22 protein-coding genes are annotated in these 25,512 nt (G+C 65.6%); 13 read left to right on the top strand and 9 right to left on the bottom strand.

The features are described from left to right. Positions 1-108: 108 nt before the first annotated feature. Positions 109-4,554, bottom strand: coding sequence for a DNA-directed RNA polymerase subunit beta' (gene rpoC / locus EG799_RS05950; RefSeq protein ID WP_123879419.1), 4,446 nt, complete (start codon positions 4,552-4,554; stop codon positions 109-111). Between the two features lie 122 nt (positions 4,555-4,676). Beyond that, on the bottom strand, positions 4,677-8,843 hold the full coding sequence (rpoB, locus tag EG799_RS05955) for a DNA-directed RNA polymerase subunit beta (protein ID WP_123879421.1): 4,167 nt from the start codon (positions 8,841-8,843) through the stop codon (positions 4,677-4,679). A gap of 647 nt (positions 8,844-9,490) precedes the next feature. Here rpoB and EG799_RS14265 point away from each other — a divergent pair. From EG799_RS14265 to rplL, 6 genes are all read left to right on the top strand, one after another. Continuing rightward, positions 9,491-9,622 carry a hypothetical protein gene (locus EG799_RS14265; RefSeq protein WP_267900627.1) on the top strand — a complete coding sequence of 44 codons (132 nt, stop codon included), beginning with the start codon at positions 9,491-9,493 and terminating at the stop codon, positions 9,620-9,622. Positions 9,623-9,643: 21 nt separating this feature from the next. Beyond that, the gene (locus tag EG799_RS05960) at positions 9,644-10,180 is read left to right on the top strand and encodes a DUF2975 domain-containing protein (protein WP_123879423.1); all 537 of its coding nucleotides are present in this window, start codon (positions 9,644-9,646) and stop codon (positions 10,178-10,180) included. Continuing rightward, positions 10,180-10,407, top strand: a complete 228-nt coding sequence (locus EG799_RS05965; protein ID WP_123879425.1) for a helix-turn-helix domain-containing protein — start codon at positions 10,180-10,182, stop codon at positions 10,405-10,407. Before EG799_RS05960 ends, EG799_RS05965 begins: the two co-directional genes overlap by 1 nt. A gap of 86 nt (positions 10,408-10,493) precedes the next feature. Then, positions 10,494-10,748 carry a hypothetical protein gene (locus EG799_RS05970; RefSeq protein ID WP_123879427.1) on the top strand — a complete coding sequence of 85 codons (255 nt, stop codon included), beginning with the start codon at positions 10,494-10,496 and terminating at the stop codon, positions 10,746-10,748. A 348-nt stretch (positions 10,749-11,096) separates the two neighbouring features. Continuing rightward, positions 11,097-11,612, top strand: a complete 516-nt coding sequence (rplJ, locus tag EG799_RS05975) for a 50S ribosomal protein L10 (RefSeq protein WP_123879429.1) — start codon at positions 11,097-11,099, stop codon at positions 11,610-11,612. Between the two features lie 75 nt (positions 11,613-11,687). After that, positions 11,688-12,062 (top strand): 50S ribosomal protein L7/L12, encoded by a 375-nt coding sequence (gene rplL, locus EG799_RS05980; RefSeq protein ID WP_123879431.1) that lies wholly within the window; start codon positions 11,688-11,690, stop codon positions 12,060-12,062. A 153-nt stretch (positions 12,063-12,215) separates the two neighbouring features. On the opposite strand, the gene EG799_RS14270 is transcribed toward rplL, so the two are convergent. From EG799_RS14270 to EG799_RS05990, 3 genes are all read right to left on the bottom strand, one after another. Next, entirely contained in the window at positions 12,216-12,350 is a 135-nt protein-coding gene (locus tag EG799_RS14270) for a hypothetical protein (protein ID WP_267900628.1), read from the bottom strand. A gap of 87 nt (positions 12,351-12,437) precedes the next feature. Beyond that, on the bottom strand, positions 12,438-12,983 hold the full coding sequence (locus EG799_RS05985) for an acyloxyacyl hydrolase (RefSeq protein ID WP_158611028.1): 546 nt from the start codon (positions 12,981-12,983) through the stop codon (positions 12,438-12,440). A 45-nt stretch (positions 12,984-13,028) separates the two neighbouring features. Continuing rightward, on the bottom strand, positions 13,029-13,457 hold the full coding sequence (locus tag EG799_RS05990) for a hypothetical protein (protein WP_123879435.1): 429 nt from the start codon (positions 13,455-13,457) through the stop codon (positions 13,029-13,031). 87 nt (positions 13,458-13,544) lie between these two features. Here EG799_RS05990 and EG799_RS05995 point away from each other — a divergent pair, with 87 nt between their 5' ends. Further along, positions 13,545-14,972, top strand: a complete 1,428-nt coding sequence (locus EG799_RS05995; RefSeq protein ID WP_234029047.1) for an MATE family efflux transporter — start codon at positions 13,545-13,547, stop codon at positions 14,970-14,972. 207 nt (positions 14,973-15,179) lie between these two features. Here EG799_RS05995 and EG799_RS06000 read toward each other — a convergent pair whose 3' ends face one another. Then, a complete protein-coding gene (locus tag EG799_RS06000; protein WP_123879437.1) occupies positions 15,180-15,788 on the bottom strand; it encodes an HNH endonuclease in 609 nt (202 codons plus the stop codon). A 111-nt stretch (positions 15,789-15,899) separates the two neighbouring features. Between EG799_RS06000 and gluQRS the strand changes: the two genes are divergently transcribed. Genes gluQRS through EG799_RS06020 form a run of 4 tightly spaced genes read left to right on the top strand, consistent with a single transcriptional unit; the run spans position 15,900 to position 17,984 of the window. Next, complete coding sequence (gluQRS, locus tag EG799_RS06005; RefSeq protein WP_123879439.1) at positions 15,900-16,751, top strand: tRNA glutamyl-Q(34) synthetase GluQRS; 852 nt, start codon at positions 15,900-15,902, stop codon at positions 16,749-16,751. Next, the gene (locus EG799_RS06010) at positions 16,748-16,975 is read left to right on the top strand and encodes an HIG1 domain-containing protein (protein WP_123879441.1); all 228 of its coding nucleotides are present in this window, start codon (positions 16,748-16,750) and stop codon (positions 16,973-16,975) included. The genes gluQRS and EG799_RS06010 overlap by 4 nt, the downstream gene beginning before the upstream one ends. Before the next feature lie 25 nt (positions 16,976-17,000). Next, positions 17,001-17,576, top strand: coding sequence for a cob(I)yrinic acid a,c-diamide adenosyltransferase (locus EG799_RS06015; RefSeq protein ID WP_123879443.1), 576 nt, complete (start codon positions 17,001-17,003; stop codon positions 17,574-17,576). Between the two features lie 57 nt (positions 17,577-17,633). Beyond that, on the top strand, positions 17,634-17,984 hold the full coding sequence (locus EG799_RS06020) for a hypothetical protein (protein WP_234029048.1): 351 nt from the start codon (positions 17,634-17,636) through the stop codon (positions 17,982-17,984). A 7-nt stretch (positions 17,985-17,991) separates the two neighbouring features. Here the strand turns inward: EG799_RS06020 and EG799_RS06025 are convergent, their stop codons facing one another. After that, the gene (locus EG799_RS06025) at positions 17,992-18,417 is read right to left on the bottom strand and encodes a YidH family protein (RefSeq protein WP_123879445.1); all 426 of its coding nucleotides are present in this window, start codon (positions 18,415-18,417) and stop codon (positions 17,992-17,994) included. 47 nt (positions 18,418-18,464) lie between these two features. Continuing rightward, positions 18,465-21,080: a DNA mismatch repair protein MutS gene (gene mutS, locus EG799_RS06030; protein WP_234029049.1), complete on the bottom strand. Its 2,616-nt coding sequence runs from the start codon at positions 21,078-21,080 to the stop codon at positions 18,465-18,467. A gap of 113 nt (positions 21,081-21,193) precedes the next feature. Between mutS and EG799_RS06035 the strand changes: the two genes are divergently transcribed. Further along, positions 21,194-23,455, top strand: a complete 2,262-nt coding sequence (locus EG799_RS06035; protein WP_123879447.1) for an NADP-dependent malic enzyme — start codon at positions 21,194-21,196, stop codon at positions 23,453-23,455. 16 nt (positions 23,456-23,471) lie between these two features. On the opposite strand, the gene EG799_RS06040 is transcribed toward EG799_RS06035, so the two are convergent. Beyond that, entirely contained in the window at positions 23,472-24,158 is a 687-nt protein-coding gene (locus EG799_RS06040; protein WP_123879449.1) for an SDR family NAD(P)-dependent oxidoreductase, read from the bottom strand. A 166-nt stretch (positions 24,159-24,324) separates the two neighbouring features. On the opposite strand from EG799_RS06040, the gene EG799_RS06045 reads away from it, so the two are divergent. Beyond that, positions 24,325-25,509: a Gfo/Idh/MocA family protein gene (locus tag EG799_RS06045; RefSeq protein ID WP_234029050.1), complete on the top strand. Its 1,185-nt coding sequence runs from the start codon at positions 24,325-24,327 to the stop codon at positions 25,507-25,509. The last annotated feature ends 3 nt before the right edge of the window (positions 25,510-25,512 follow it).

A 25,512-nucleotide genomic window follows, 5' to 3' on the forward strand; every position in this document is an offset into this window, starting at 1 on the left:
CTGGTCTCCTTCGCCCGGTTCAATGCGCGGCGCGGCAAAAAGGCACGAAAAAGCCCCGGCAGGATCGCTCCCGCCGGGGCCATTTCGGTCAGGAGGGTCCGGCGGGGCCTACGCCTCGCCGTCTTCCTCGCTGTCGTCGGCCTTCTTGGCGATGGCTTCGGGCTCCTCGCCCTCGTCCTCGCGCAGATACTCGCCCGCATCCGCATCGGTGCCGTGCGTCTCGCCCTCCATGCGCGCGAGCGGATCGTCGCCGGTGGCGGCCTCGGCGTCCTGCGCCAGTTCCGCCTCGTGCTCCGCCTGTGCGGATTCGGGCGCGATCAGGTCTTCCTCGACCGCGGCATCGCTCATCGCGGCGACCTCGGCAGCGGCTTCGGCCTTCTCGGCCGCTTCCGCTTCCTCCGCCGCAACCAGCGCTTCCTGCATCTTCTTGTACTGCGCGCGGATCGCCGCGTCGCGCGAAGAGGCGGTGACGCGCAGGCGGTTCATGCCCGCACCGGTACCGGCGGGGATGAGGCGGCCGACGATCACGTTCTCCTTCAACCCGATCAGCGTGTCCTTCTTCCCCTCGACCGCGGCCTGCGTCAGCACGCGCGTGGTTTCCTGGAAGGAGGCGGCGGAGATGAAGCTGCGGGTCTGCAGCGACGCCTTGGTGATGCCCAGCAGGATCGGCTTGCCGACCGCCGGTTTCTTCGAACGCGTGAGCTTCGAGTTGACCTCGTTCATCTCCTCCAGATCGACCTGCTCGCCCGGCAGCAGCGTGGTGTCGCCGCCATCGGTGATCTCGACCTTCTGCAACATCTGGCGAACGATCACCTCGATGTGCTTGTCGTTGATCTTCACGCCCTGCAGGCGGTAGACTTCCTGGATCTCGGTGCAGAGGAACTCGGCGAGCGCCTCCACGCCCATGACTTCCAGGATGTCGTGCGGGTTGGGCGAGCCGGAAATCAGGGTGTCCCCCTTCTTCACGAAGTCGCCTTCCTGAACGTCGATCACCTTGGTCTTGGGGATCAGGTATTCCACCGGATCGCCCTCTTCCGGGACGATCGCGATCTTGCGCTTGGCCTTGTAGTCGCGGATGAATTCCATCCGGCCACTGATCTTGGCGATGATCGCGGCGTCCTTTGGCACGCGCGCCTCGAACAGTTCGGCGACACGCGGCAGACCGCCGGTGATGTCGCGCGTCTTGGCGGCCTCCCGCGAAGCGCGGGCAAGGATGTCGCCCGCCTGCACTTCCTGACCGTCCTCGACCGACAGCGTGGTGCCCGGCGCCAGCATGTAGCGCGCGGCCTCCGTGTCGTCGCCCTTCTTACCGCTGCCTTCCTCTCCCAGCAGGGTCATGCGCGGACGCAGATCCTCCTTCTTGGAGCGGCCGGCCGCGCGGTACTCGGTAACGACGCGCTGAGCGATGCCGGTGGCCTCGTCCACGCGCTCTTCCAGGGTCTTGCCTTCGACGAGATCCTGGTAGCGCACGATACCCGCCTGCTCGGTGATGATCGGCAGGGTGAACGGATCCCACTCGGCCAGGCGATCACCCTCCTTCACGGATGCGCCGTCCTCGAACATCAGCACGGTGCCGTAGGGCACGCGGTGGATCGCCCGTTCGCGGCCCTCGGCGTCCATCACCACCATCTCGCCGTTGCGGGCGAGCGAGAGCCGGCGGCCCTTCTTGTCGGTGATGGTCGGCATGTCGCGATAGACGATCTTGCCGTCGGAGATCGATTCCAGATGGCTGGTCTCGTTCACCTGCGCCGCGCCGCCGATGTGGAAGGTCCGCATCGTCAGCTGCGTGCCGGGTTCGCCGATCGACTGCGCCGCGATGACGCCCACCGCCTCGCCGATATTGACCGGCGTGCCGCGCGCCAGATCACGCCCGTAGCAGGTCGCGCAGACGCCCTGTTCGGCCTCGCACACCAGCGGGGAGCGGATCTTGGCGACCTGCACCTCGGCATCCTCGATCACCTTCACCATCGGTTCGTCCACCAGCGTGCCGGCCTTGACGATCACCTCGTCGGTGGCGGCGTTCTTGATGTCCTCGGCGACGGTGCGGCCAAGGATGCGCTCGCCCAGGGAAGCGATGACGCTGCCGCCCTGCACGATGGCGCGCATTTCCAGCGCGTTGTCGGTCTTGCAATTGTCCTCGACGATCACGCAGTCCTGCGACACGTCGACGAGGCGGCGCGTCAGGTAGCCCGAGTTCGCCGTCTTCAACGCCGTGTCCGCCAGGCCCTTGCGGGCGCCGTGGGTGGAGTTGAAGTATTCGAGGACGGTCAGGCCTTCCTTGAAGTTGGAGATGATCGGCGTCTCGATGATCTCGCCCGAAGGCTTGGCCATCAGGCCGCGCATGCCGGCGAGCTGCTTCATCTGCGCCGGCGAACCGCGCGCGCCCGAATGGCTCATCATGTAGATCGAGTTGACCTTAGCCTCGCGCCCGTCAGCGTCCTTGGGCGTGGCCTTGATCTCTTCCATCATGGCCGCCGCCACCTGGTCGCCGCAGCGGCTCCAGGCGTCGATCACCTTGTTGTACTTTTCCTGCTGGGTGATGAAGCCGTCCTGATACTGCTGCTCGTAATCGGCAACCAGCGTCTTGGTTTCCTCGATCATCCCTTCCTTGCTGTCGGGGATGATCATGTCGTCCTTGCCGAACGAGATGCCGGCCTTGAACGCGTGGCGGAAGCCCAGCGTCATGATGGCGTCGGCGAACAGCACCGTGTCCTTCTGCCCGGTGTGGCGATAGACCTGGTCTATCACGTCGCCGATTTCCTTCTTCGTCAGAAGGCGGTTGACGACGTCGAAGGGCACCTTGTGCGACTTCGGCAGGCATTCGGCGATCAGCATGCGGCCCGGCGTCGTGTCGACGCGCTGCATGTACTGGTTGCCGTCCTCGTCGGTCTGCGGGATGCGAGTGGTGATCTTCGAGTGATACGTCACCGCGCCCACGTGCAGCGCCTGGTGCACCTCGTTGATGTCGGCCAGCACGCGGCCCTCGCCCGGCTCGCCCTCGCGGTCCATCGAGAGGTAATACAGGCCCAGCACCATGTCCTGCGAAGGCACGATGATCGGCTTGCCGTTGGCGGGGCTGAGGATGTTGTTGGTGCTCATCATCAGCACGCGCGCTTCCAGCTGGGCCTCGAGGCTCAGCGGCACGTGAACGGCCATCTGGTCGCCGTCGAAGTCGGCGTTGAAGGCCGAGCAGACGAGCGGGTGGAGCTGGATCGCCTTGCCTTCGATCAGCACCGGCTCGAACGCCTGGATGCCGAGACGGTGGAGCGTCGGCGCGCGGTTGAGGAGGACCGGGTGTTCGCGGATGACTTCATCCAGGATGTCCCAGACTTCCTTGCGCTCCTTCTCCACCCACTTCTTCGCCTGCTTGAGGGTCATGGACAGACCCTTGGCGTCGAGGCGGGCGTAGATGAACGGCTTGAACAGCTCGAGCGCCATCTTCTTGGGCAGGCCGCACTGGTGCAGCTTGAGTTCCGGCCCGGTCACGATGACCGAACGGCCCGAATAGTCGACGCGCTTGCCGAGCAGGTTCTGACGGAAGCGGCCCTGCTTGCCCTTGAGCATGTCGGAAAGCGACTTCAGCGGACGCTTGTTGGCGCCGGTGATCACGCGGCCGCGGCGACCGTTGTCGAACAAGGCGTCGACCGCTTCCTGCAGCATGCGCTTCTCGTTGCGCACGATGATATCGGGCGCGCGCAGTTCCATCAACCGCTTCAACCGGTTGTTGCGGTTGATGACGCGGCGATAGAGGTCGTTGAGGTCGGAGGTCGCGAAGCGGCCACCGTCCAGCGGCACCAGCGGGCGCAGTTCGGGCGGAATGACCGGCACGACTTCCAGGATCATCCATTCGGGGCGGTTGCCCGAATCGATGAAGCTCTCGACGACCTTGAGGCGCTTGATGATCTTGGCGGGCTTGAGCTTGGACTTGGTGGTTTCAAGTTCCTCGAGAAGGTCGGCCTTCTCCTGTTCAAGGTCAAGATCCATCAGCATGATCTTGACCGCCTCGGCACCGATGCCGGCGGTGAAGGCGTCCTCGCCATACTCGTCCTGCGCGTCGAGCAGCTCGTCCTCGGTCAGCAGCTGGAACTTCTCCAGCGGCGTCAGGCCGGGCTCGGTGACGATGTAGCTTTCGAAATAAAGCACGCGCTCGAGCTGCTTCAACTGCATGTCGAGCAGCAGGCCGATGCGCGACGGCAGCGACTTAAGGAACCAGATATGCGCAACCGGGGCGGCCAGTTCGATGTGCCCCATGCGTTCGCGGCGCACCTTGGTCACGGTGACTTCCACACCGCACTTCTCGCACACGACGCCCTTGTACTTCATGCGCTTGTACTTGCCGCACAGGCACTCGTAGTCCTTCACCGGACCGAAGATGCGCGCGCAGAACAACCCGTCACGCTCGGGCTTGAACGTGCGGTAGTTGATCGTCTCGGGCTTCTTGATCTCGCCGAAAGACCAGCTGCGGATGCGCTCGGGCGAGGCCAGGCCGATCTGGATCTGGTCGAAGGTTTCGGGCTTCGCCAGCTGGTTCGTGAATTTGGTCAGTTCGTTCATGTCTTTTCCGCCTTCCTGAGCCCCTCCCCCCGGGGGAGGGGTTGGGGTGGGGGGTCAGTTCTTTCCGGTGGGGCGCAACCCCCACCCCTCAGTCCCCTCCCCGCCGGGGAGGGGAAGTTGTCCTACTCCGCCGCGATCTGGCCGAAGCCGTCCTCGTCCTCGTCCTCGCCGTCGCTGAGCGAGGTGAGTTCGACGTTGAGGCCCAGGCTGCGCATTTCCTTGACGAGCACGTTGAAGCTCTCCGGAATGCCGGCCTCGAAGGTGTCGTCGCCCTTGACGATCGCTTCGTAGACCTTGGTTCGGCCGACCACGTCGTCGGACTTCACCGTCAGCATTTCCTGCAAGGTGTAGGCCGCGCCGTAGGCCTGGAGCGCCCAGACCTCCATCTCGCCGAAACGCTGGCCGCCGAACTGCGCCTTGCCGCCCAGCGGCTGCTGGGTGACGAGCGAGTACGGGCCGATGGAACGGGCGTGGATCTTGTCGTCGACCAGGTGGTGCAACTTGAGCATGTAGATGATGCCCACGGTCACCTTGCGGTCGAACGCCTCGCCCGTGCGGCCGTCATACAGCGTCGACTGGCCCGAGGAATCGTAGCCTGCCTTCAGCAGCATGTCGGTCACGTCCTGTTCGCGCGCGCCGTCGAACACGGGGGTGCCCATCGGAACGCCGGTGCGAAGGTTGTTCGCCAGCTCGACGACTTCGGCGGTGGAGCGGCTGTCGATATCCTCGTGATACTGTTCGCCGTAGACGTCCTTCAGCTTCTCCACGACGGCCGCGGGGGGCGGGCCCGCCTCGGCATCGGGATTGGCGTCGCGCCATTCGTCGAGCTGCGCCGCGATCTGCATGCCCAGCCCGCGCGCCGCGAAGCCGAGATGCGTCTCGAAGATCTGCCCGACATTCATGCGCGAGGGCACGCCCAGCGGGTTCAGCACGATGTCGACCGGCGTGCCGTCCTCCAGGAAGGGCATGTCCTCTTCCGGCAGGATGCGGCTGATGACGCCCTTGTTGCCGTGGCGGCCGGCCATCTTGTCGCCCGGCTGGAGTTTCCTCTTCACCGCGACGAACACCTTGACCATCTTGAGCACGCCCGGCGCCAGTTCGTCGCCGCGTTCGAGCTTCTCCTTGCGGTCCTCGAACTTGTCCTTGATGGCCTTCACGGCCTCGTCGTACTGGCCCTTCACCGCTTCGAGCTGGCTCTGCATGTTGTCGTCGGCGACGGCGAACTTGAACCATTCGCGCTTCTCGACGCCGTCCAGCACCTGCCGGTCGATGACCGTGCCCTTCTTCACGCCCTTGGGCGCTGCCGAAGCCGTCTGCCCGTCGAGCATTTCCTCGAGCCGGTTGTAGGTCGCGCGGTTCAGGATCGCCCGCTCGTCCTCGCTGTCCTTCTTGAGGCGTTCGATCTCCTCGTTCTGGATGGCGCGGGTACGGTCGTCGATCTCGATACCGTGGCGGTTGAAGATGCGCACGTCGACGATGGTGCCCGACACGCCGGGCGGCAGGCGGAGCGAGGTGTCGCGCACGTCGCTGGCCTTCTCGCCGAAAATGGCGCGCAGCAGCTTTTCCTCCGGCGTCATCGGGCTTTCGCCCTTGGGCGTGATCTTGCCCGCCAGGATGTCGCCCGGATGCACTTCGGCGCCGATATAGACGATGCCCGCCTCGTCGAGGTTGCGCAGCGCTTCCTCGCCCACGTTCGGGATGTCGCGGGTGATGTCCTCCGGCCCCAGCTTGGTGTCGCGGGCCATCACCTCGAATTCCTCGATGTGGATCGAGGTGAACACGTCGTCCTTCACGATGCGTTCGGAAATGAGGATACTATCCTCGTAATTGTAGCCGTTCCACGGCATGAACGCGACGAGACTGTTGCGGCCCAGCGCCAGTTCACCGAGATCGGTGGAGGGACCGTCGGCGATGATGTCGCCGGCCTCGACCGTCTCGCCCACCTTCACCAGCGGACGCTGGTTGACGCAGGTCGACTGGTTGGAGCGCTGGAACTTCTGCAGGGTGTAGATGTCCACGCCCGGATTGGTCGTGTCGACCTCGCCCGATGCGCGGATCACGATGCGGGTGGCGTCGACCTGGTCGACCACGCCGGCGCGCGTGGCGGCGATCGCGGCGCCGCTGTCGCGCGCCACGGTCTCTTCCATGCCGGTGCCGACGAACGGCGCCTCGGCCTTCACCAGCGGCACCGCCTGGCGCTGCATGTTCGATCCCATCAGCGCGCGGTTGGCGTCGTCGTTCTCCAGGAAGGGAATAAGCGAAGCGGCCACGGACACGAGCTGCTTGGGGCTGACGTCCATCAGCGTGACCTGCTCGTTCGGGCTCATCATGAACTCGCCGTTCTGGCGGGTGGAGACCAGCTCCTCCACGAACTTGCCGTCACCGTCGGTCTCGGCCGAGGCCTGCGCGACCGTGTGCTTCTGTTCTTCCATCGCGGACAGATACTGCACGTCGCCCGATACCTTGCCGTCCTTCACCGCGCGGTACGGCGTCTCGATGAAGCCGTACTTGTTGACGCGGGCAAAGGTCGAGAGCGAGTTGATGAGGCCGATGTTCGGGCCTTCGGGCGTCTCGATCGGGCAGATGCGGCCATAGTGCGTCGGGTGGACGTCGCGCACCTCGAAGCCCGCGCGCTCGCGGGTCAGACCGCCCGGGCCGAGCGCCGAGACGCGGCGCTTGTGGGTGACTTCGGACAGCGGGTTGGTCTGGTCCATGAACTGCGAAAGCTGCGACGAACCGAAGAACTCGCGCACCGCGGCGACCGCGGGCTTGGCGTTGATCAGGTCGTTCGGCATCACCGTGCTGACGTCCACGCTCGACATGCGCTCCTTCACGGCGCGCTCCATGCGCAGCAGGCCGACGCGGTACTGGTTCTCCAGCAGCTCGCCCACCGAACGCACGCGGCGATTGCCGAGGTTGTCGATGTCGTCGACCTCGCCCTTGCCGTCCTTCAGGTCGACAAGCTCCTTCACCACCGCGAGGATATCTTCCTTGCGCAGCGTGGTGACGGTGTCCTCGGCATCGAGACCCAGGCGCATGTTCAGCTTCACCCGGCCCACCGCGGAAAGATCGTAGCGGTCGGAATCGAAGAACAGCCCTTCGAACAGCGCCTCGGCGGTTTCCTTGGTCGGCGGTTCGCCCGGACGCATGACCTTGTAGATCGCCTCCAGCCCTTCCTCGCGGTTCTCGGCCTTGTCGGCCTCCAGCGTGTTGCGCATCCAGGCGCCGGTATTGACGTGGTCGATGTCGAGCAGGTCGATCTGGTCGATGCCGGCATTGTCCAGCTTTTCCAGATTGTCGGGGGACACTTCCTCGCCCGCCTCGATGTAGATCCGGCCGGTCTTCTCGTCGATCAGATCCTCGCTGGCGTAGCGGCCGAAGATCTCCTCGGTCGGGATCAGCAGCTTCTCCAGCCCGTCCTTCGCGGCCTTGTTGGCGCCGCGCGGGGATACCTTCTGATTGGCGGGGAACACTTCCTCGCCGGTCCTGGCATCGACCAGCGCGAAGGCCGGCTTCTGGCCACGCCACTGCTCGGCCACGAAGGGAATTTCCCAGCCGTCCTTGCCACGCTTCCACGTGACCTTGTCGTAGAAGTGATCGAGAATGTCCTCGCTCGTCAGGCCGAGCGCGAACAGCAGCGCGGTGACGGGCAGCTTGCGCTTGCGGTCGATACGCACGTTGACGATGTCCTTGGCATCGAACTCGAAGTCGAGCCAGGAGCCGCGATAGGGAATGACGCGCGCGGCGAACAGGAACTTGCCGCTGGAATGGGTCTTGCCGCGGTCGTGATCGAACAGCACGCCGGGCGACCGGTGCATCTGCGACACGATGACGCGTTCCGTGCCGTTGATGATGAACGTCCCGTTCGACGTCATCAGCGGCATGTCGCCCATGTACACGTCCTGCTCCTTGATATCGAGCACGGAGCGGGTTTCGGTTTCCTGGTCCACCTCGAACACGATCAGACGCAGCGTCACCTTCATCGGCGCGGCGTAGGTGATGCCGCGCTGGCGGCATTCGGTGGTGTCGTATTTCGGCGGCTCAAGCTCGTAATTCACGAAGTCGAGCTCGGCGGTCCCGGCGAAGTCGCGAATCGGGAAGACGCTGCGCAGCGTCTTTTCCAGGCCCGAGACGTAGTCGATAGAGGGGTCCGAACGCAGAAACTGCTCGTAGCTTTCGCGCTGCACCTCGATCAGATTGGGCATCTGCACGACTTCATGGATGTCGCCGAAGATCTTGCGGATGCGCTTGGACTTGCTGGTGGACTGCACCGGTGCCTTGGTCGCCATAGGGGTGGACGGGCCTCTTCTTCGCGTGTCGCGCCGGCCGAATCGCACATGCGACTCGCCCCGGCACAGGGAAATGTCTGGAGCGGTTCGAATCGCCGGACGCGAAAACAGCCGCAAGCGCGCGCACCCTGCCGGGATACCGCCGTTGCAGCCATGTCGTCGTGTCTCGCGCGAATGCCGGAGCTTCCGTTCCTGGACAGGCCCCCGCGTCAGGCCCGCCTTGCTCGAAGCTGTCCGGCGATGGCGGCGATATAGGGGGCGAAGGGCGATGGGTCAATGGGCGGCGGGGCGGATGGCGCAGCCATGTGCGACCTTTCCTACAGGCCCGGCCTGCATGCAGCACCTGTCGTCATGGTTTTGCAAAGTCTTCGCCCGTCATGCGACTCTCCGCGCTGTCGCCCGATCGCCCCGTTCGACAGGATTTCGACTCGCCGGGTGTCAACTTCGCTTTTCCCAGCGAGACGTGCGGAAATCTGCCATTCCGATGGCGAAACCCCGGCTTGACGCGGTGTCAACTTCGTCAGCATCGCAGCGGCCTGAAATGCCGTTCAACGATAAGCACCGCATTGCTTTTCGATATTATCGATTGACAATAAGACACGACTCGGCCATATCGATATTCGGTAAGTCAGACCAAGGAGATCGATATGAACCGCCTCGCCACCAATTCGCTCGCCGCGCTGGCCGCGATCGTCATCGCCGCGACGAGCTTCACTGCCGTCGTCACCGTTCCCGCGCCGCAAGCCGTGGCCGCGGTGCACATCCCGGCGCTGGCCTGACCTCGGGAAGGGAGACACGCCATGTCCGTCCGTCTCAACGATCCGTTGCTCACCGTGTCACGCATCGTCGTTCTCGTCATCCAGGTGTTGCTGGGTATCGCGGCGCTCGCGCTGACTGCCGCCATCCCCTTCGTGCTGTTCGGCAAATCGCTGATCGAGGCGGAGATCGACGAGGAGGCCGTCCCCCTGGTCGGCGCCTTCCCCTCGCTGCAGATTGCCGGGCTGATGCTTGCCGGCCTCGTCGTCGTCGTGCTGGCCTTCGTCTTCCTGCGGCATCTCGGCCGCATCATCGACACGGTGGGCGATGGCGACCCCTTCGTGCCCGACAACGCGGATCGACTGCGGGCGATGGGCTGGCTGATGCTGGGCATCCAGATCGCCACCGTCGCCATGGTGCCGCTGATCGTGGCCGTGCAGCGCGCGTTCGAGGAAACCCGGCCGTCGATGGAAACCGACGTCGACCTGTCGGGCATCGTGCTCGTGCTCGTCCTGTTCATCCTCGCCCGCGTGTTCCGCCATGGCGCGGCGATGCGCGAAGACCTGGAAGGAACCGTGTGATGGGCGCCGATACCGAAGGGAGCACCATCGTGGTCAGGCTCGACGACCTGCTGCACGAGCGCCGCATGACGCTGACCGAGCTGGCCGAGCGGGTCGGACTGACGCTCGCCAACCTGTCGATCCTCAAGACCGGCAAGGCCAGGGCGATCCGCTTTTCCACACTCGAGGCGATCTGCCGCGAACTCGATTGCCAGCCGGGCGACCTGCTCGAATATGCGGCGAAATGAGGGCGGGCTGCGTGCAAATCGCTTGCGCCGCCCCGCGAATGTGGCGATAATAAGGCCGCCAATCACGGCTGTGAGGAATCACGATCATGAAGAAGATTGTTTTCGCCGCTCTCCCCCTCGCCCTGACGCTCGTCGCCTGCGACAGCGCGCCCGAGGAAGCCGCCACCACCGAACCGATGGCCGCCGAGACCGTCGCCCCCGCTCCGATGGCGTCCGATCCGGCCATGACCGATCCGGCCATGACCGAAGACGGTGCCATGACCGACGACACCATGACGGACGACGGCGCGATGACGGACGAGACCGCCACCGACACGCCCACCACCGACGAGACGATGTAAGACACCTCGTTCGCATCGATACAGGGAAGGCCCGCCCGAGCGGCGGGCCTTTTCGCGTCCGGCGCCCCGCTGCGCTTGACCTTTGGTTCCGGTCTGCTAGGGGCCGCAGCCGACCGCCCAGGCGGTCATCCGTCCGAGACAGCTGGTGCCTCCGATTTCGCGGGGGCTTAATTTCCGGCCTAGACGGGGAAAAGAGATTACCGGAACCGGCCCGTCCGCGTTCCCAAGTCACGCCAGACGGCGTGCTCCTTCCCCCATCAACGGACTCGCCCGCGCCGACCTGTCGGCGCGGACAGACATGAGCCGGTCGCCCGGGCAATCCGGTCGGCCATAATGAAGGAGTACGGCATGGATCGTTCGCAGAAATCCGAATCGGTCGCCCAGCTCAACGATGTCTTCAACCAGGTCGGCGTGGTGGTCGTCACCCGCAATCTGGGTCTCTCGGTGGACCAGTCCACCGCGCTGCGCGGGAAGATGCGTGAAGCCGGTGCAACCTACAAGGTCGCGAAGAACCGTCTCGCCAAGCTCGCCCTGAAGGACACCGACTACACCGGCATCGAGGAATACCTCACCGGTCCGGTCGGCCTCGCCTGGTCCGAAGACCCGGTTGCGGCCGCCAAGGCAGCTGTCGAATTCGCCAAGGATAACGACAGGCTGGAAATCGTCGGTGGCGCGATGGGCACGCAGGTGCTCGACGAAGCGGGGGTGAGGTCGCTGGCCTCGCTGCCCAGCCTCGACGAACTGCGCGGCAAGATCGTGGGCCTGGTCAACGCCCCGGCGACGAAGATCGCCCAGGTGGTCAACGCCCCGGCAGCCAAGCTCGCCCGCGTGTTCGGTGCCTACGGCGCCAAGGACGCGGCGTAAGAGACGCTATTCGCATTCGATACGAAACATACTGCGGGGCCGGTTCGCGCCCCGAAAAAACTGGAGTGATACATCATGGCCGATATTGCCAAGCTTGTTGAAGAACTGTCGTCGCTGACCGTCATGGAAGCCGCCGAACTCGCCTCGAAGCTCGAGGAAGAGTGGGGCGTTTCCGCTGCCGCGGCCGTCGCCATGCCCGCCGCCGGCGGTGGCGGTGACGCCGCGCCCGCCGAAGAGAAGGACGAGTTCGACGTCGTCCTGACCGGCGATGGTGGCAAGAAGATCCAGGTCATCAAGGAAGTCCGCGCCATCACCGGCCTGGGCCTGACCGAAGCCAAGGCCCTGGTCGAAGGCGCGCCCAAGCCGCTCAAGGAAGGCGTGAACAAGGCCGAAGCCGAAGAGATCAAGGGCAAGATCGAAGCCGCCGGCGGTACCGTCGAGCTTAAATAAGCCCCCACGCTTGCGCTTCGATCCACAACCGGATCACTAGGAAGGGCGGTGCCGCGAGGTGCCGCCCTTTCCTCGTCCTGGCCCACGGGCAAAAAAACAGGCGCCGCCCACGACGGGCGGCGCCTGCTCTGTTCGATCATCTGAAAACGGGCGTCAGCAATTCCCTTCGACGCCGTCAGCGCAATCGCCGACCGATTCGACGTCGTCAGCGGCACCGCGGATGGTGTTGCAGGCCGGCAGAAGCACCATCGTGCTGCCCAGGACTACCAGAGTGAGAACCTTCTTCATGTTTTCGTCTCCCCGACCGCGGACACGCAACCGTGCCGCTTCAAGGCAACCAAAACGCTCTTTTCACACGAGAGTTCCGTCCGGTCGCTAGAGCCGCCAGTTCATCCGCGCGCCGATCATGTCTATTCCCGGGTTCTGCTCGCCATCGAAGATCTGGCCCTGACTGATATGCATCCAGTGCGCCTCCACGCTGGCCCGGTCCGTCAGGCGATACCCGACGCCGATTTCCGGTTCGAACAGGACGCGGCTGCCCAGGTCGGTACGGTATCCGGTTTCCGGGTTGACGCGGAATTCGGGCGCGTCGTGCACCACCATGCCGATGCCGGGACGTACGTAGACCGGGCCGTCGCCGATGGTCCAGGCAAGTCCGCCCCCGACAAAGGAGGTGTAGCCATCCGTATTGAGGTTGCCCACGACGTAGGGCGCAGGCGAACCGATGAAATCCAGAGCGTCGATCCGCCCGAAGCGAATGCCGGCGGCAATGTCGAGCGTGCCGCTTTCCGTCGTGTCCAGCGTGAACGGCGTATCGACCGCATGGGCATAGACGCCGCCGAAGATCTCCTGCGCACTGGCGCTTGCGGGAACGGCGAGGGCGGCGATGGCTGCTAAAGCCCGAAGGATAACGTGTTTCATGCCCGAGCCGCTAATCGCCGGCGGCTTTCGCATTGCTGACCGCGATCAATCGACCCCCTCGGCGGCCGGGGCCGTCGCGCTGTGCGTCGGCGTCGGAGTTGGAGTCTGCTCTCCGGTCGGACGGGCAGATGCCGATGACCTGGACGATGGCCCCGTTGTGGCGGCGCTCGTCGGCGGCGGTCCGGGTACCGGGGTGGCGGGCGGCGGTTCGGACGGGGCCGGTCGTGGTTGGCGGTCCGCGCTGACATCGGCCTTGCCGGAGGAGGGATCGCGGTCCACCGGTTCGTTCACGCGAACACCGCTCGCATCCCCGGCACTCCCGGTATCCTCACCGCCAGCCATTTCCTGCGGACTGGCGGTCAGCACTTCGTCCACCGCGTCCGCATTCCCCGCTTTCTCGCCCCCGCACGCGCCAAGTCCCAGCGCGAGAAAGGCGGCGGAAGCAATTGCGAGGCCCGGATGTCTGGTCGTCATGCCGGATGAAGCAAGCCGCGCACCCGATTGGTTCCCGCAGAGCTCTCTTTCCTACAGCGTCGCGAGCGCCTAACGCGCCTGCTTCGCGTGCGACCCGTTGCCCATCCCCCCACGCCCGGCTGGCGCACCGAGGCCGCGGAAACCTTCCGCCTGTCGTGGCCGCTGGCGCTCGCCAACCTGCTGCAGATGCTCACCTACGCCATCGACGTCATGTTCATCGCCCGGCTGGGAGCGGACGAACTGGCGGCGTCCAGCCTGGCGGTAGCCCTGTTCGGCCTGCTGACCTGGTCCCTCCAGGGTCTGACCGGGGCCGTCTCCCCCATCATGGCGGCGGAACTGGGTGCGCGGGCGCCGGCCTTGCGGCCCGTGCGTCGTTCGGTTCGGATGGCGATGTGGCTTGCGCTGGCGACCGGTGCGGTGGCCATGATCGTGTGCGCCTTCGCGGAAAGCCTGATGCTGCTGACCGGCCAGCCGCCCCGGATCGCCGCGCTGGCCGGCGACTACATGGACGTCCTGCTGCTCGCGCTGGGGCCGATGGTGATGGCAGGTGTTTTCCGGAATTTCGTCTCGACGCTCGGGCGGCCCATCCTCGCCACGCTCATAACCGCCTCCGGCATAGGCGTGAACGCCGCGGCGAACTGGGCCTTCATTTTCGGCAATTGGGGCGCGCCGGCGCTGGGGCTGCCCGGCGCGGCGGTGGCAACCGTGCTGACCTCGCTGACGATACTGGCGTTCTACGCGCTCGCCATCCGGCTCGATCCGCGCCTGCACCGCTATCGCATCTTCGGCTTCGCCTGGCGGCCGGACTGGCCCCGTTTCGCCGAACTGATCCGCATCGGCACCCCGATCGCGCTCACCATTACGGCGGAAGCCGGAATATTCGGCGCCGCCGCTTTCCTCATGGGGCGCATCGGCGCCACTCCGCTTGCCGCCCATGCCATCGCCCTGCAAATCGTCGCGCTTGCCTTCCAGGTGCCGTTCGGCGTGAGCCAGGCGGCAACGATCCGCGTCGGCTATTACTTCGGTGCGCGCGATGCGGAGGGGGTGCGGCGGGCCGGCACGGTGGCGCTTGTGATGGGGACCGGCTTCATGGTGCTGACAGCCCTCGCCCTGCTGCTGGCGCCCGAATATCTTCTGGCTCTCTACATCGACCCCTGGAATCCGGACGAGCCGGCGGTGGCCGAGTTCGCGCTCGCGTTTCTCGCCATCGGGGCGGCCTTCCAACTGGTCGACGGGTTGCAAGTGGTGGCCGCCGGCGCGCTGCGTGGCTTGCAGGATACGCGCGTGCCGATGGCCATTGCCATCTTCGCCTACTGGATACCGGGTTTCGGTGTGGCGACCTGGCTTGCCTTTGGTACGGACACCGGCGCGCGTGGGGTCTGGTTCGGTCTCGCCACCGGCCTCGCGGTCGCCGCCGCCCTGTTGCTGGCGCGCTGGCTCAGCCGCGAGAGACTGGGCCTCATCGCCGCGCCCGCCCCGAACGATCATCCACACCATTCGCCGGGGCGTGGGTGATGCATCCTGACCGCAACGATAAGACCCGTGCGGCGCCGGCGGTGACGCAGGCTCGCGGAAGGGTAACGGGTCGCTTGCGCAAGGTGACGCATTTGCGCGCGCAGGTAACGCAATTCGCTGGCGGGGTGACGAAGGCACGCTTTCCGCGCCTGGACCGTGTAACACCTGTCACACCTTCGCCCGGCAACGCCTGCCGGGGCGTGTCGGTCACTCCTCCAGTTCGATGTCCCAATACAGCCAGTCGCGCCAGGTTTCGTGCAGGTAGTTGGGCGGGAAGCTCTTGCCTTGCTGCTGCAACTGCCAGCTGGTCGGGCGGATCGGGCTTACGTGCAGGTGCATCCCCGCCTGCTTCGGCGTGCGGCCGCCCTTCTTCATGTTGCAGGGCGCACAGGCGGTGGAGATGTTCTCCCACGTCGTCTTGCCGCCCAGCCGGCGAGGCACGACATGGTCGAAGGTGAGATGCTGCTGGCTGCCGCAATACTGGCAGGAAAAGCGGTCGCGCAGGAACACGTTGAAGCGGGTGAAGGCGGGAAACTCGGACTGCCGGACATACTGGCGGAGCGCGATGACGCTCGGGATCTGCATGTCGAGGCTGGGCGAGTGGACGGCCCGGTCGTAGCTCGCCACCACGTCCACCCGTTCGAGAAAGATGGCCTTGATCGCTGTCTGCCACGGCCACAGGCTGAGCGGATAGTAGCTGAGCGGCGTGTAATCCGCGTTGAGCACCAGCGCCGGGCAGCTCTCGAGGCTGCGGGTCGGATCGTCATGGGCGCTGCGGAAATGCGCGGCGCGTTCGATCAGTTCGGCCTTGAACACCTTTAGCGTCCTCCCTGATAGCGTCACCATGCACTTGCACTTCAAAGCGTCAACCCTGTTACAAACAGCTCATCCACAGCTTCATCCACGAGTCGCCTGCCGGACGATGCCATGATCGTCACCCGCTTCGCCCCCAGCCCGAACGGCCCGCTGCATCTGGGCCATGCGCTGTCCGCCGTGGTGGCGCACGATCTGGCGAAAGAGGCGGGCGGGCGCTTCCTGCTGCGGATCGAGGACATAGACGGCGCCCGCTCGCGCCCCGACCTCGCCGATGGCTTCCGCGCCGATCTGGCATGGCTCGGCCTCGAATGGGACGAGGTGACGCCGCAGAGCGCGCGGGTCGATGCCTATGCCGCGGCGGCGGAGCGGCTGCGCGACATGGGCCTCCTCTACCCCTGCCGCTGTACCCGCTCGCAGATTGCCGCCCTTGCGACCGAGACGGGGCCGGACGGACCCGTCTATCCCGGCACCTGCAAGGAAGCGCCCCCGCGCAAGGACGAACCGGTCGCCTGGCGGCTGGACGTGGCGAAGGCGCTTGCCTTGACCGGACCGCTCACCTGGACCGACCGGTCGGCAGGCGAGCAACAGGCGCGGCCAGACCTGGCGGGCGACGTGGTGCTGGTCCGCAAGGACAAGACGACGCCCGCGAGCTATCATCTGGCCGCCACGCTGGACGATGCGGCCGACGGCGTGACCCTGGTGACGCGCGGGACGGACCTGTTCGCCGCTACGCATGTCCACCGCCTGCTGCAGGCGCTGCTCCACCTGCCCGTGCCCCGCTGGCACCATCATGCGCTGTTGCTGGATGAGGATGGCCGCAAGCTAGCCAAGCGCCGAGGTTCGCCCTCGCTTGCCGACCGGCGCGGAGCGGGGGAGGACGGGCGCGCGCTGGCCGATGCCCTGCGCGCCGGCCGATTGCCCGCTGGCATTACCCGGTCACGCTCCCTACATGGGACAGCATGAACACCTTCCTCGTCATCGTCATCGTCCTCCTTGCCATTATGGTGGTGGTTTCCCTGGTGCGCGGCATCGTCGCTTTCCTGCAGACGACCAAGATCGATCTCGAGGGGCAGGGCGAAAACTCGGTGATGCTGCAGGAGCGTCAGAACAAGGCGATGTTCGCGCGTATCAAATACCAGGCGCTGGCCATCCTGGTCGTCGGCGTCCTGCTCGCCATCAACAGCTGACCGAGCCTCCGGCGCCGGCGCGTTCATGGTCAAGCTCAACCGCATCTACACCCGCACGGGGGACGAAGGAACGACGGGACTGGTCGACGGATCTCGTCTGTCCAAGCATGCGCCCCGGATGGCGGCGGTGGGCGACGTGGACGAGACGAACGCCGTCATCGGCCTGGCCATCCGCGAGATGTCCGGGCGGGCCGCGGATGACCTTCGCCGGGTACAGAACGACCTGTTCGATCTGGGTGCCGACCTGGCCACTCCCGCAAAGGAGGGCGATGACTTCGCGCCGTCGCAGATGGTGCTGCGCATCGTCCCTTCGCAGGTTGAATGGGTGGAGCAGCGGATCGACGCCGTGACGAGCGAACTCGAACCGCTGACCAGTTTCATCCTTCCGGGGGGCAGCGAAGCTGCGGCGCGGTTGCACCTTGCGCGCACCGTAACCCGCCGGGCCGAACGCGCACTGACTGCCCTGGCCGAGCAGGAGCCCGTGAATCCCGCTGCGCTTTCCTACGTCAATCGGCTGTCGGACTATCTGTTCGTGCTGGCCCGCGCTGCGAACGACGGTGGGAACGCCGACATTCTCTGGGCCCCCGGCGCCGGCAGGTAGGCCGGGTGGGAACGCCCGTGCCGGCCCGCCCGTTCTGCCGGAAAGGAGACCAACGACGTGACCACAAGCGAAAAACCCGAATCCAAGGAACAGCGCATGGCGGACCAGGCGCCCGAAATGCACAATGACGAGCAGGACGATCACCGCAGTCAGGCGCAGGAAGTGTCGGAGGAAGCGCAGGCGACCACGCGCAAGACGCGCAGCCCGACCGAAAGCGTCAAGGGAGACAACAAATCGGGACTGCTCAACGGTTCGACGCAGGACACCGTCGATCACATGCGCGACATGGAAAGTTCGGGCCGTATCGACATGGACGCCTATCGCGGCGAGCCGAATCATGACGATAACGAAGGCAAGTACGGCAAGCGGCACGAGCCTGACCCCGATCTCACCAACGAGAACGACTGACGCCGACTTATCCGTTGGCGGAAGCAGCCGCAGTATCGCCGTTCAGCAGCCACAACGCGACGATCAGCAACGCCGCCCCCGCCGAAATCGACCAAGCTATCAGGCGAATGTTCGGCAATCTGGGCGAATCCACCGCGTGCGATGACAGGCGGTGGAACGCCTTGGATGCGCGTCTCTCGGCGCCGATCGCGAAGACGATGGCAAGGGCGATGAAAACGGTTGCGATGGCGCGGGCGAGCCACGGCGGTTCGAACGCGCCGAACAGCGCGCGAAAGCCGATACCTATAGCGATGGCGGCAAAGGCCGTCCGTATCCAGCCTGCAAAGGTCCGTTCCAGCGCCATGATCGTACGATCTTCGGCCCAGTCCGTCCGGTCCTGCGCCCACTTCGTGCTGCGATCGTCGTCCTCGCTGACCGGATCATCCTGCGCCATGGGGAGACAGCGTAACGATACCGCGGTGCTTGGCAAATTGATCGAGGTTAATCCTCTCCCGCTTCTCGCTTCAGCACGTAGAGGAGGTCAAGCGCCTCTCGGGGACTGAGAGTATCCACGTCGAGCGCGGCCAGGCGTTCGCGCACGGCATCGCACTCCTTCTCCTCCGCTTCGGCAGCGGCTGCGAAGAGCGGCAGTTCTCCCAGACCGGCCGCGAGGCCCCCTGTCTCCGCGCGCCCTTTCTCCAGCTTCTGCAATACCGATCTTGCGCGGGCCACCACGGCGGAGGGCACTCCGGCGAGTTTGGCCACCGCCAGGCCGTAGGACCGATCCGCCGCGCCCGCGGCCAGTTCGTGAAGGAGAACGAGGTCACCCTTCCACTCCTTCGCGCGGACATGGTGGAGAGAGAGGGCGGGGCACGTCTCCGCGAGCCGGGCCATTTCGTGGTAATGCGTCGCGAACAGGCACCGACTGCGATTGGTTTCGTGGATCGCCTCCGCCACCGCCCAGGCGAGCGCCAGTCCGTCATATGTCGAAGTGCCTCTCCCGACTTCGTCCAGGATCACGAAACTCCGTGGACCGGCCTGTTGCAGGATGGCGGCCGTTTCGACCATTTCCACCATGAAGGTCGACCGCCCGCGTGCCAGGTTGTCCGATGCGCCGACGCGGCTGAAGAGCTGATCCACGAGGCCGATCGTGGCCGAGGCAGCGGGCACGAAGCCGCCGGCCTGCGCCATCAGAACGATGAGCGCGTTCTGACGGAGGAAGGTGGACTTGCCGCCCATGTTCGGACCGCCGACGAGCCACAGGCGGTCCGCCTGGGACAGCGTACAGTCGTTGGCGACGAAGCGTTCGCCCGACGATACCAGCGCCGCTTCCACCACCGGATGCCGGCCTTCCCGGATGGCGAGCGCGGTATCTTCGGTGATGACGGGTCGACACCACTCGCCCTCGCTCGCCCGCTCCGCCTGGCCCGCGACAACGTCCAGCCGGGCCACGGCAGCGGCGGTGCGCGCGATGGGCTCGGCACGCGCCGCGACTGTTTCCACCAGCTCCTCGAAATGGGCCTCTTCCGCCGCCAGCGCCCTCCCACCGGCCTCGGCTATGCGGCTGGCTTCCTCATGCAGCCGGAGCGAGTTGAAGCGCACCGCGCTCGCCATTGTCTGTCGGTGGGTAAAACCGCTGTCGGACGTCATCAGGGCGTCGGCATGGCGAGCTGGCACCTCGATGAAGTAGCCAAGCACACCGTTGTGCTTGATCTTGAGCGAGCCGATCCCCGTCTCATCGCGGTAGCGCGCTTCCATAGCCGCGATCGCGCGGCGGGCGTTTCCCGAGACCTCGCGAAGGTCGTCGAGCGCATGATCGTATTCGGCGGCGATATACCCGCCTGATTGGCGTTCGGTCGGCGGAGAGGGAACGAGCGCGCGGGCAAGAAGGTCGGTCAGTTCGGCATGACCGGCGAGGTCCGGTAGCAAGGTATTTAGCAGTGCCGGGGGATCGGGTCTGTCGCGCAGCAGGTCGCCTACACGCCGCGCTTCGCCCAGGCCGTCGCGCAACTGACCGAGATCGCGTGGTGAACCGCGTCCCGCCACGAGCCGACCCAGCGCCCTCCCGATATCGGGCAGTCCGCGCAGCAGGTTGCGCAGATCGCCGCGCAGAAGCGGATCGGCATGAACGTGGTCGACTAGCGCCAGTCGCGCCTCGATTGGGGCTCGTTCTGCCAGAGGGGCGGCGAGGTCGTCCGCCAGCAGGCGCGCCCCCGCCCCCGTGACGCAGCGATCGATCGCCGCGATCAGGCTGCCGGCGCGCCCGCCCCGGTGGCTGGACAGAATCTCGAGGCTGGCACGCGTCGCTTCGTCCATCCCCAGGAAGCCGTCCGAACGGCGCACGACCGGTGGCAGCAGCAACGGCATCGAACCGCGCCCGGCATGGTCCAGATAGGCCAGCAGCCCGCCCGCAGCGGCCAGCATTGGCCGGGTGAACTGGCCGAACCCGTCCAGCGTCGCCACGCCGTGCGCGGCCTTGAGAGCACGCTCCCCCGCGTCGCTCGAAAAGTCGCCGGGGGGCCGGGTCACGGCATCGAACGGTACGTCGCGATCCTCTGCCGCCACGACTTCGCTAGCGCCGATACGCGCGAGTATGGACGCAAGGGTGCCCGGCTGGCATTCCTCCATTTCCATTCGCCCGGTACTGATATCGCAGGACGCCACCCCGAATGTCCCGCGCAGTTCGGCTATGGCCGCAAGCACGTTCGCGCGGCGCGGTTCGAGCAGCGTCTCCTCCGTCAGCGTCCCGGCGGTTACGAAACGCACGATATCGCGCGACACCAGGGCCTTGGAAACCGCCGTCCCTTCGCGCCTGGCCCGCGCTTTCGCCTCTTCGGGCGTCTCCGTCTGTTCGGCGATGGCGACGCGGCAACCGGCCCTGATCAACCGAGCGAGGTAGTTTTCCGCCGCATGCACGGGTACGCCGCACATCGGCACCGGCGCGCCGTCATGCTCCCCGCGACTGGTGAGAGCGATATCGAGTATCGCCGCCGCCCGCTTCGCATCTTCGAAGAAAAGTTCGAAGAAGTCGCCCATACGGTAGAACAGCAGGCAGTCCCCCGCCTCGGCCTTGAGGTCGAGATACTGCCGCATCATCGGAGTGGGGGCGTCCGCCATAGGTCGACCGGACTAGCGGGGCGCGCGCCGATTCGGGAAGGGCAGCGGCTCAGCTTTCCCCTATCGCCGGGCGCATTGGATCCGTATGGCGGCCCCTAACAAGGAGACGACGCTTGGCCGAAGACAGCAATCCGGGATTCACCGCGCGCGAGGCGCTGTTCTATCACGAGACGATCCGACCGGGTAAGATAGAGATCATCGCATCCAAGCCGATGACCACGCAGCGCGACCTCAGCCTCGCCTATTCGCCCGGTGTCGCCGCCCCGGTGGAAGCGATCGCCGAAGATCCCGCGCTCGCGGCAAGATATACCGCGCGATCGAACCTCGTTGCCGTCATCTCCAACGGCACCGCGATACTCGGGCTTGGCAATCTCGGTGCGCTCGCCTCGAAGCCGGTGATGGAAGGCAAGGCCGTACTGTTCAAGCGCTTCGCCGACGTCGATTCGATAGATATCGAACTGGCGACGGAAGATCCGCAGGCCTTCATCGAGGCAGTCGCGCTGATGGAGCCGAGCTTCGGCGGCATCAACCTCGAGGATATCGCCGCCCCTGAATGCTTCATCATCGAGCAGGCCCTGCGCGAGCGAATGAACATTCCCGTCATGCACGACGACCAGCACGGCACCGCCATCATCGCGGCGGCCGGCCTCATCAATGCGTGCCACCTGACGGGTCGCCGGCTGAAGGACTGCCGAATGGTGGTGAACGGCGCGGGCGCCAGTGCGCTCGCCTGCACCGCGCTTATCAAGGCGATGGGCGTTCCTCACGAAAATGTCATCGTCTGCGACCGATCCGGACCGATCTATCCCGGGCGCGACAATGTCGATCAGTGGAAGAGCGCGCACGCCGTGGATACTCCGCACCGCAGCCTCGAAGCGGCGCTCGAGGGAGCGGACATCTTCCTCGGCCTGTCGGCCGCCGGCGCGCTGAAGCCCGAATGGGTCGAGAAAATGGCGGACAAGCCGATCATCTTCGCCATGGCCAATCCCGTGCCCGAGATCATGCCGGACGAGGCGAAAGCCGTGCGGCCCGATGCGATCATCGCCACCGGGCGCAGCGATTTCCCGAACCAGGTCAACAATGTGCTGGGCTTCCCCTTCATCTTCCGCGGCGCGCTGGACGTGCGCGCAACGGGGATCAACGAGGAAATGAAGATCGCCGCCGCCCGGGCCATCGCCGAACTGGCGCGCGAGCGCGTGCCGGACGAAGTCGCAGCGGCCTACGGCGTCAGCCACCAATTCGGTCGCGAATACATCATTCCCGCCCCGTTCGATCCGCGCCTGATGGAACGCGTGTCCGCCGCTGTGGCCAAGGCCGCGATGGATAGTGGCGTGGCGCAGGATCCGATCGAGGATTTCGAGGAATACCAGTTGCACCTGAAGGCGCGACTCAATCCCACCACCGCCGTGCTCACCCGGGTCTACGAGGACGCCAAGGCCAATCCCAAGCGGATGGTGTTCGCAGAGGCAGAGGAAGACGTCGCGATTCGCGCCGCGATCCAGTTCCGCGACTTCGGTTACGGCACGCCGATCCTGGTAGGACGCACCGAAAAGGTGCTCGAGAAGCTGCGCGAATTGCAGGTCGACGACCCCGAAGGGTGGGAAATCGCCAATTCGTTCAACTACGACAAGATCGAGCCGATGGTGGAGTACTTGTACAAGAGGCTCCAGCGACGCGGCTATACCGAGCGTGACGTGCGCCGCATGGTCAACCAGGAACGCAACGTCTTCGCGGCCCTGCTGGTCGCGCTGGGCGAGGGGGACGGAATGATTACCGGCCTTACGCGAACATTCAGCCAGTCGGCGCGCGAAGTCGCCAAGGTGATCGACTCCAAACCGGACGCCACGCCCTTCGGCATTCACATGGTGATCGGCAAGAACCACACCACTTTCCTCGCCGATACCACGATCAACGAACGACCGACCGCCAAGGAACTGGCCTACATCGCCACCGAGACGGCGGAGGTGGCCAAGCGCATGGGGCACGAACCGCGCGTTGCCTTCCTGTCCTTCTCCACCTTCGGCAATCCGTCGGGGCAGTGGCTCGAGAACATCCGCGAGGCGGTCGCAATTCTGGACGAGCAGAAACCCGATTTCGAATACGAGGGTGAGATGGCGCCCGACGCGGCGCTCAATCCGAAGGTGATGGCGCTATACCCGTTCAGCCGCCTGTCCGGTCCGGCCAACGTGCTCGTCATGCCGGGACTACAGAGTGCCAATCTGTCGGCCAAGCTTCTGCGCGAATTGTCGGGGGATACGACCATCGGGCCGCTGCTGATCGGATCGGAAAAGCCGGTGCAGATCGCCCCCATGACCGCAATCGCGCCCGACGTTCTGACACTGGCCGTGCTGGCGAGTGCAGGGGTCGTCGGCTAGCGGTGAGCGGCGCTTTTTACCAGGGTACGGTCTGACCGTCGTAAGCGATAAAGGCGTGGCGCGGTGCGCGCTCGCCTTCGAGCACATCGACCATGCCGCGCACGCTGGTATCGACATCGATCAGGGCGTTGGGTCCGCCCATGTCGGTCTGCACCCACCCCGGATGCAGCGAGAGAACGCCGACGCCGACCTTCTTCGCATGGTCCTCGAAAAGCGATCGGGCCAGCATGTTCTGCGCCACCTTGCTGACGCGGTAGAGGTTGCTGCCGCCCGAACTGTCTTCGATCGAACCCATCTTGCTGCTCATCATCGCGATGGTGCCCCCCTTCTTCAGCAACGGAAGCAGCGCGGCGGCGGCCTGGATCGGGCCGATTGCGTTGGTCATCACGATATCGGCCATGTTTTCCCGTGTGAGGTCGTCGATATTCTGCGGCCGTTCTCCGTAGATTCCGGCATTCAGGATCAGCAGGTCGACGCTGCCATCCCTCAGCTTGTCCGCGATTCCGGCGACCGATCCGGTGTCGGTCACGTCGCAAGTGACGATCTCGATGGCCGGTTCGTGTTCCGCTTCGGCATCGCGCAGTTTTTGGCTCTGGCTGCGTTCGCTGGCGATGACGCGATATCCGCGCTCCGCCAGTTCGCGGGTCAGGCCGAGGCCCAGACCGCGCGAGGCACCGATGACGATGGCAGTCCTGTCGCTCATGAAAATGTCTCCGTCGCTGTTGAGTCGCGGTCTTCAACGGGGGGCGGCGGCGGGACGTTCCGCCGGTTTGCACCCCCCCTTGCAGCGGGCCGCGATCTGCCGGACAAGCGGCAAGAACGAGAAACGCAGGATTGCTATGACCTTTGATGATCTGACACGCCGCAACATGCTTCGAACCGCAGGCATCGCCGCGGCGGCGGCGCTGACCTTGCCCGATTTGGCTCTAGCGCAGGCGGGCGGGCCTCGTGCCGAGGGGCAACCGATGCCCGAAGGCGTCGATCTGCCCGAAGACCCCCCTGCCGCCCCGCGGGGTCGCAGCCTCGGCATCGCGGTGATCGGCCTCGGGGATTTCGCGCTCAAGCAGATGCTGCCGCGTTTCGGCGAGGCGCGCCGGGTGCATGTTGCCGGGCTCGTATCGGGCAATCCCACCAAGCTGAACCGCGTCGGCGCGGCATACGGAGTCGGCAGCGCTTCACGGTATTCCTACGACAATTTCGACCGCATCGCGCAGGATGACGCAGTCGAAGCGGTCTACATCGCGCTGCCCAGCGGACTCCATGCCGAGTGGGCGGAGCGCGCCTTCGCCGCGGGCAAGCACGTCCTCACCGAAAAGCCGATGGCTCTGTCGAGTCGCGAATGCGAACGGATGATCGCCGCCAGCCGGCGGGCCGACCGCCGGCTGATGGTTGCCTATCGCTGCCATTTCGAGCCGCATAACCGGCGCGCGATGGCGCTGATGGATCGCGGGGTGGTCGGCCATCTGCGGACCCTGCGCACCGGGCAGGCCTATCGAACCGGACCGGCGACGCCGCTGACCAACTGGCGTCTGAACCGCGCGCTGGCGGGCGGCGGCCCGCTGGAGGATCTGGGTATCTATGGCCTGCAGGCCGCGCTATACCTTTCGAACGAGATGCCCGAAAGCATCGCCGCCTCGACCTTCCGGCCCGCCGGCGATCCGCGCTTCGCAGAGGTGTTCGCGCATGTCGCCTCGCAGTGGCGCTTCCCGTCGGGAGCGGTGGCGCAGCTTGCGACGTCGTACGATTCGCTCGGCAACAATTTCGCCGAGGCCTACGGAGACGAAGGCGCGCTCGTCATGAACCCCGCCACGAACTATTCGGATCTCAACCTGCGGGTCGAGGGACGAAACGCGCAGGTTTACGACGAGGGCGATGCCACCGTTCAGTTCGCGGGCGAACTCGACCATTTCGCCGATGCGGTGATCGACGGCAGCGCGATCCGCACGCCGGGCGAAATGGGTCTGCGCGACCTGCGCCTGATCGAAGCGATCTACACCGCCGCCGGAACCGGTCGCACCGTGCAGCTCAATCCGGACGGTACCATGCGCGGTTGAGCG

Origin of the sequence: Aurantiacibacter spongiae, from assembly GCF_003815535.1 — a bacterium.
Taxonomy (GTDB): Bacteria; Pseudomonadota; Alphaproteobacteria; order Sphingomonadales; family Sphingomonadaceae; genus Alteraurantiacibacter; species Alteraurantiacibacter spongiae.

Coding starts and splice junctions, on each gene's coding strand:
- rpoC (WP_123879419.1), bottom strand. CDS start 4,554: ATGAACGAACTGACCAAATTCACGAACCAGCTGGCGAAGCCCGAAACC.
- rpoB (WP_123879421.1), bottom strand. CDS start 8,843: ATGGCGACCAAGGCACCGGTGCAGTCCACCAGCAAGTCCAAGCGCATC.
- EG799_RS14265 (WP_267900627.1), top strand. CDS start 9,491: ATGAACCGCCTCGCCACCAATTCGCTCGCCGCGCTGGCCGCGATCGTC.
- EG799_RS05960 (WP_123879423.1), top strand. CDS start 9,644: ATGTCCGTCCGTCTCAACGATCCGTTGCTCACCGTGTCACGCATCGTC.
- EG799_RS05965 (WP_123879425.1), top strand. CDS start 10,180: ATGGGCGCCGATACCGAAGGGAGCACCATCGTGGTCAGGCTCGACGAC.
- EG799_RS05970 (WP_123879427.1), top strand. CDS start 10,494: ATGAAGAAGATTGTTTTCGCCGCTCTCCCCCTCGCCCTGACGCTCGTC.
- rplJ (WP_123879429.1), top strand. CDS start 11,097: ATGGATCGTTCGCAGAAATCCGAATCGGTCGCCCAGCTCAACGATGTC.
- rplL (WP_123879431.1), top strand. CDS start 11,688: ATGGCCGATATTGCCAAGCTTGTTGAAGAACTGTCGTCGCTGACCGTC.
- EG799_RS14270 (WP_267900628.1), bottom strand. CDS start 12,350: ATGAAGAAGGTTCTCACTCTGGTAGTCCTGGGCAGCACGATGGTGCTT.
- EG799_RS05985 (WP_158611028.1), bottom strand. CDS start 12,983: ATGAAACACGTTATCCTTCGGGCTTTAGCAGCCATCGCCGCCCTCGCC.
- EG799_RS05990 (WP_123879435.1), bottom strand. CDS start 13,457: ATGACGACCAGACATCCGGGCCTCGCAATTGCTTCCGCCGCCTTTCTC.
- gluQRS (WP_123879439.1), top strand. CDS start 15,900: ATGATCGTCACCCGCTTCGCCCCCAGCCCGAACGGCCCGCTGCATCTG.
- EG799_RS06010 (WP_123879441.1), top strand. CDS start 16,748: ATGAACACCTTCCTCGTCATCGTCATCGTCCTCCTTGCCATTATGGTG.
- EG799_RS06015 (WP_123879443.1), top strand. CDS start 17,001: ATGGTCAAGCTCAACCGCATCTACACCCGCACGGGGGACGAAGGAACG.
- EG799_RS06025 (WP_123879445.1), bottom strand. CDS start 18,417: ATGGCGCAGGATGATCCGGTCAGCGAGGACGACGATCGCAGCACGAAG.
- mutS (WP_234029049.1), bottom strand. CDS start 21,080: ATGGCGGACGCCCCCACTCCGATGATGCGGCAGTATCTCGACCTCAAG.
- EG799_RS06040 (WP_123879449.1), bottom strand. CDS start 24,158: ATGAGCGACAGGACTGCCATCGTCATCGGTGCCTCGCGCGGTCTGGGC.
- EG799_RS06045 (WP_234029050.1), top strand. CDS start 24,325: ATGCTTCGAACCGCAGGCATCGCCGCGGCGGCGGCGCTGACCTTGCCC.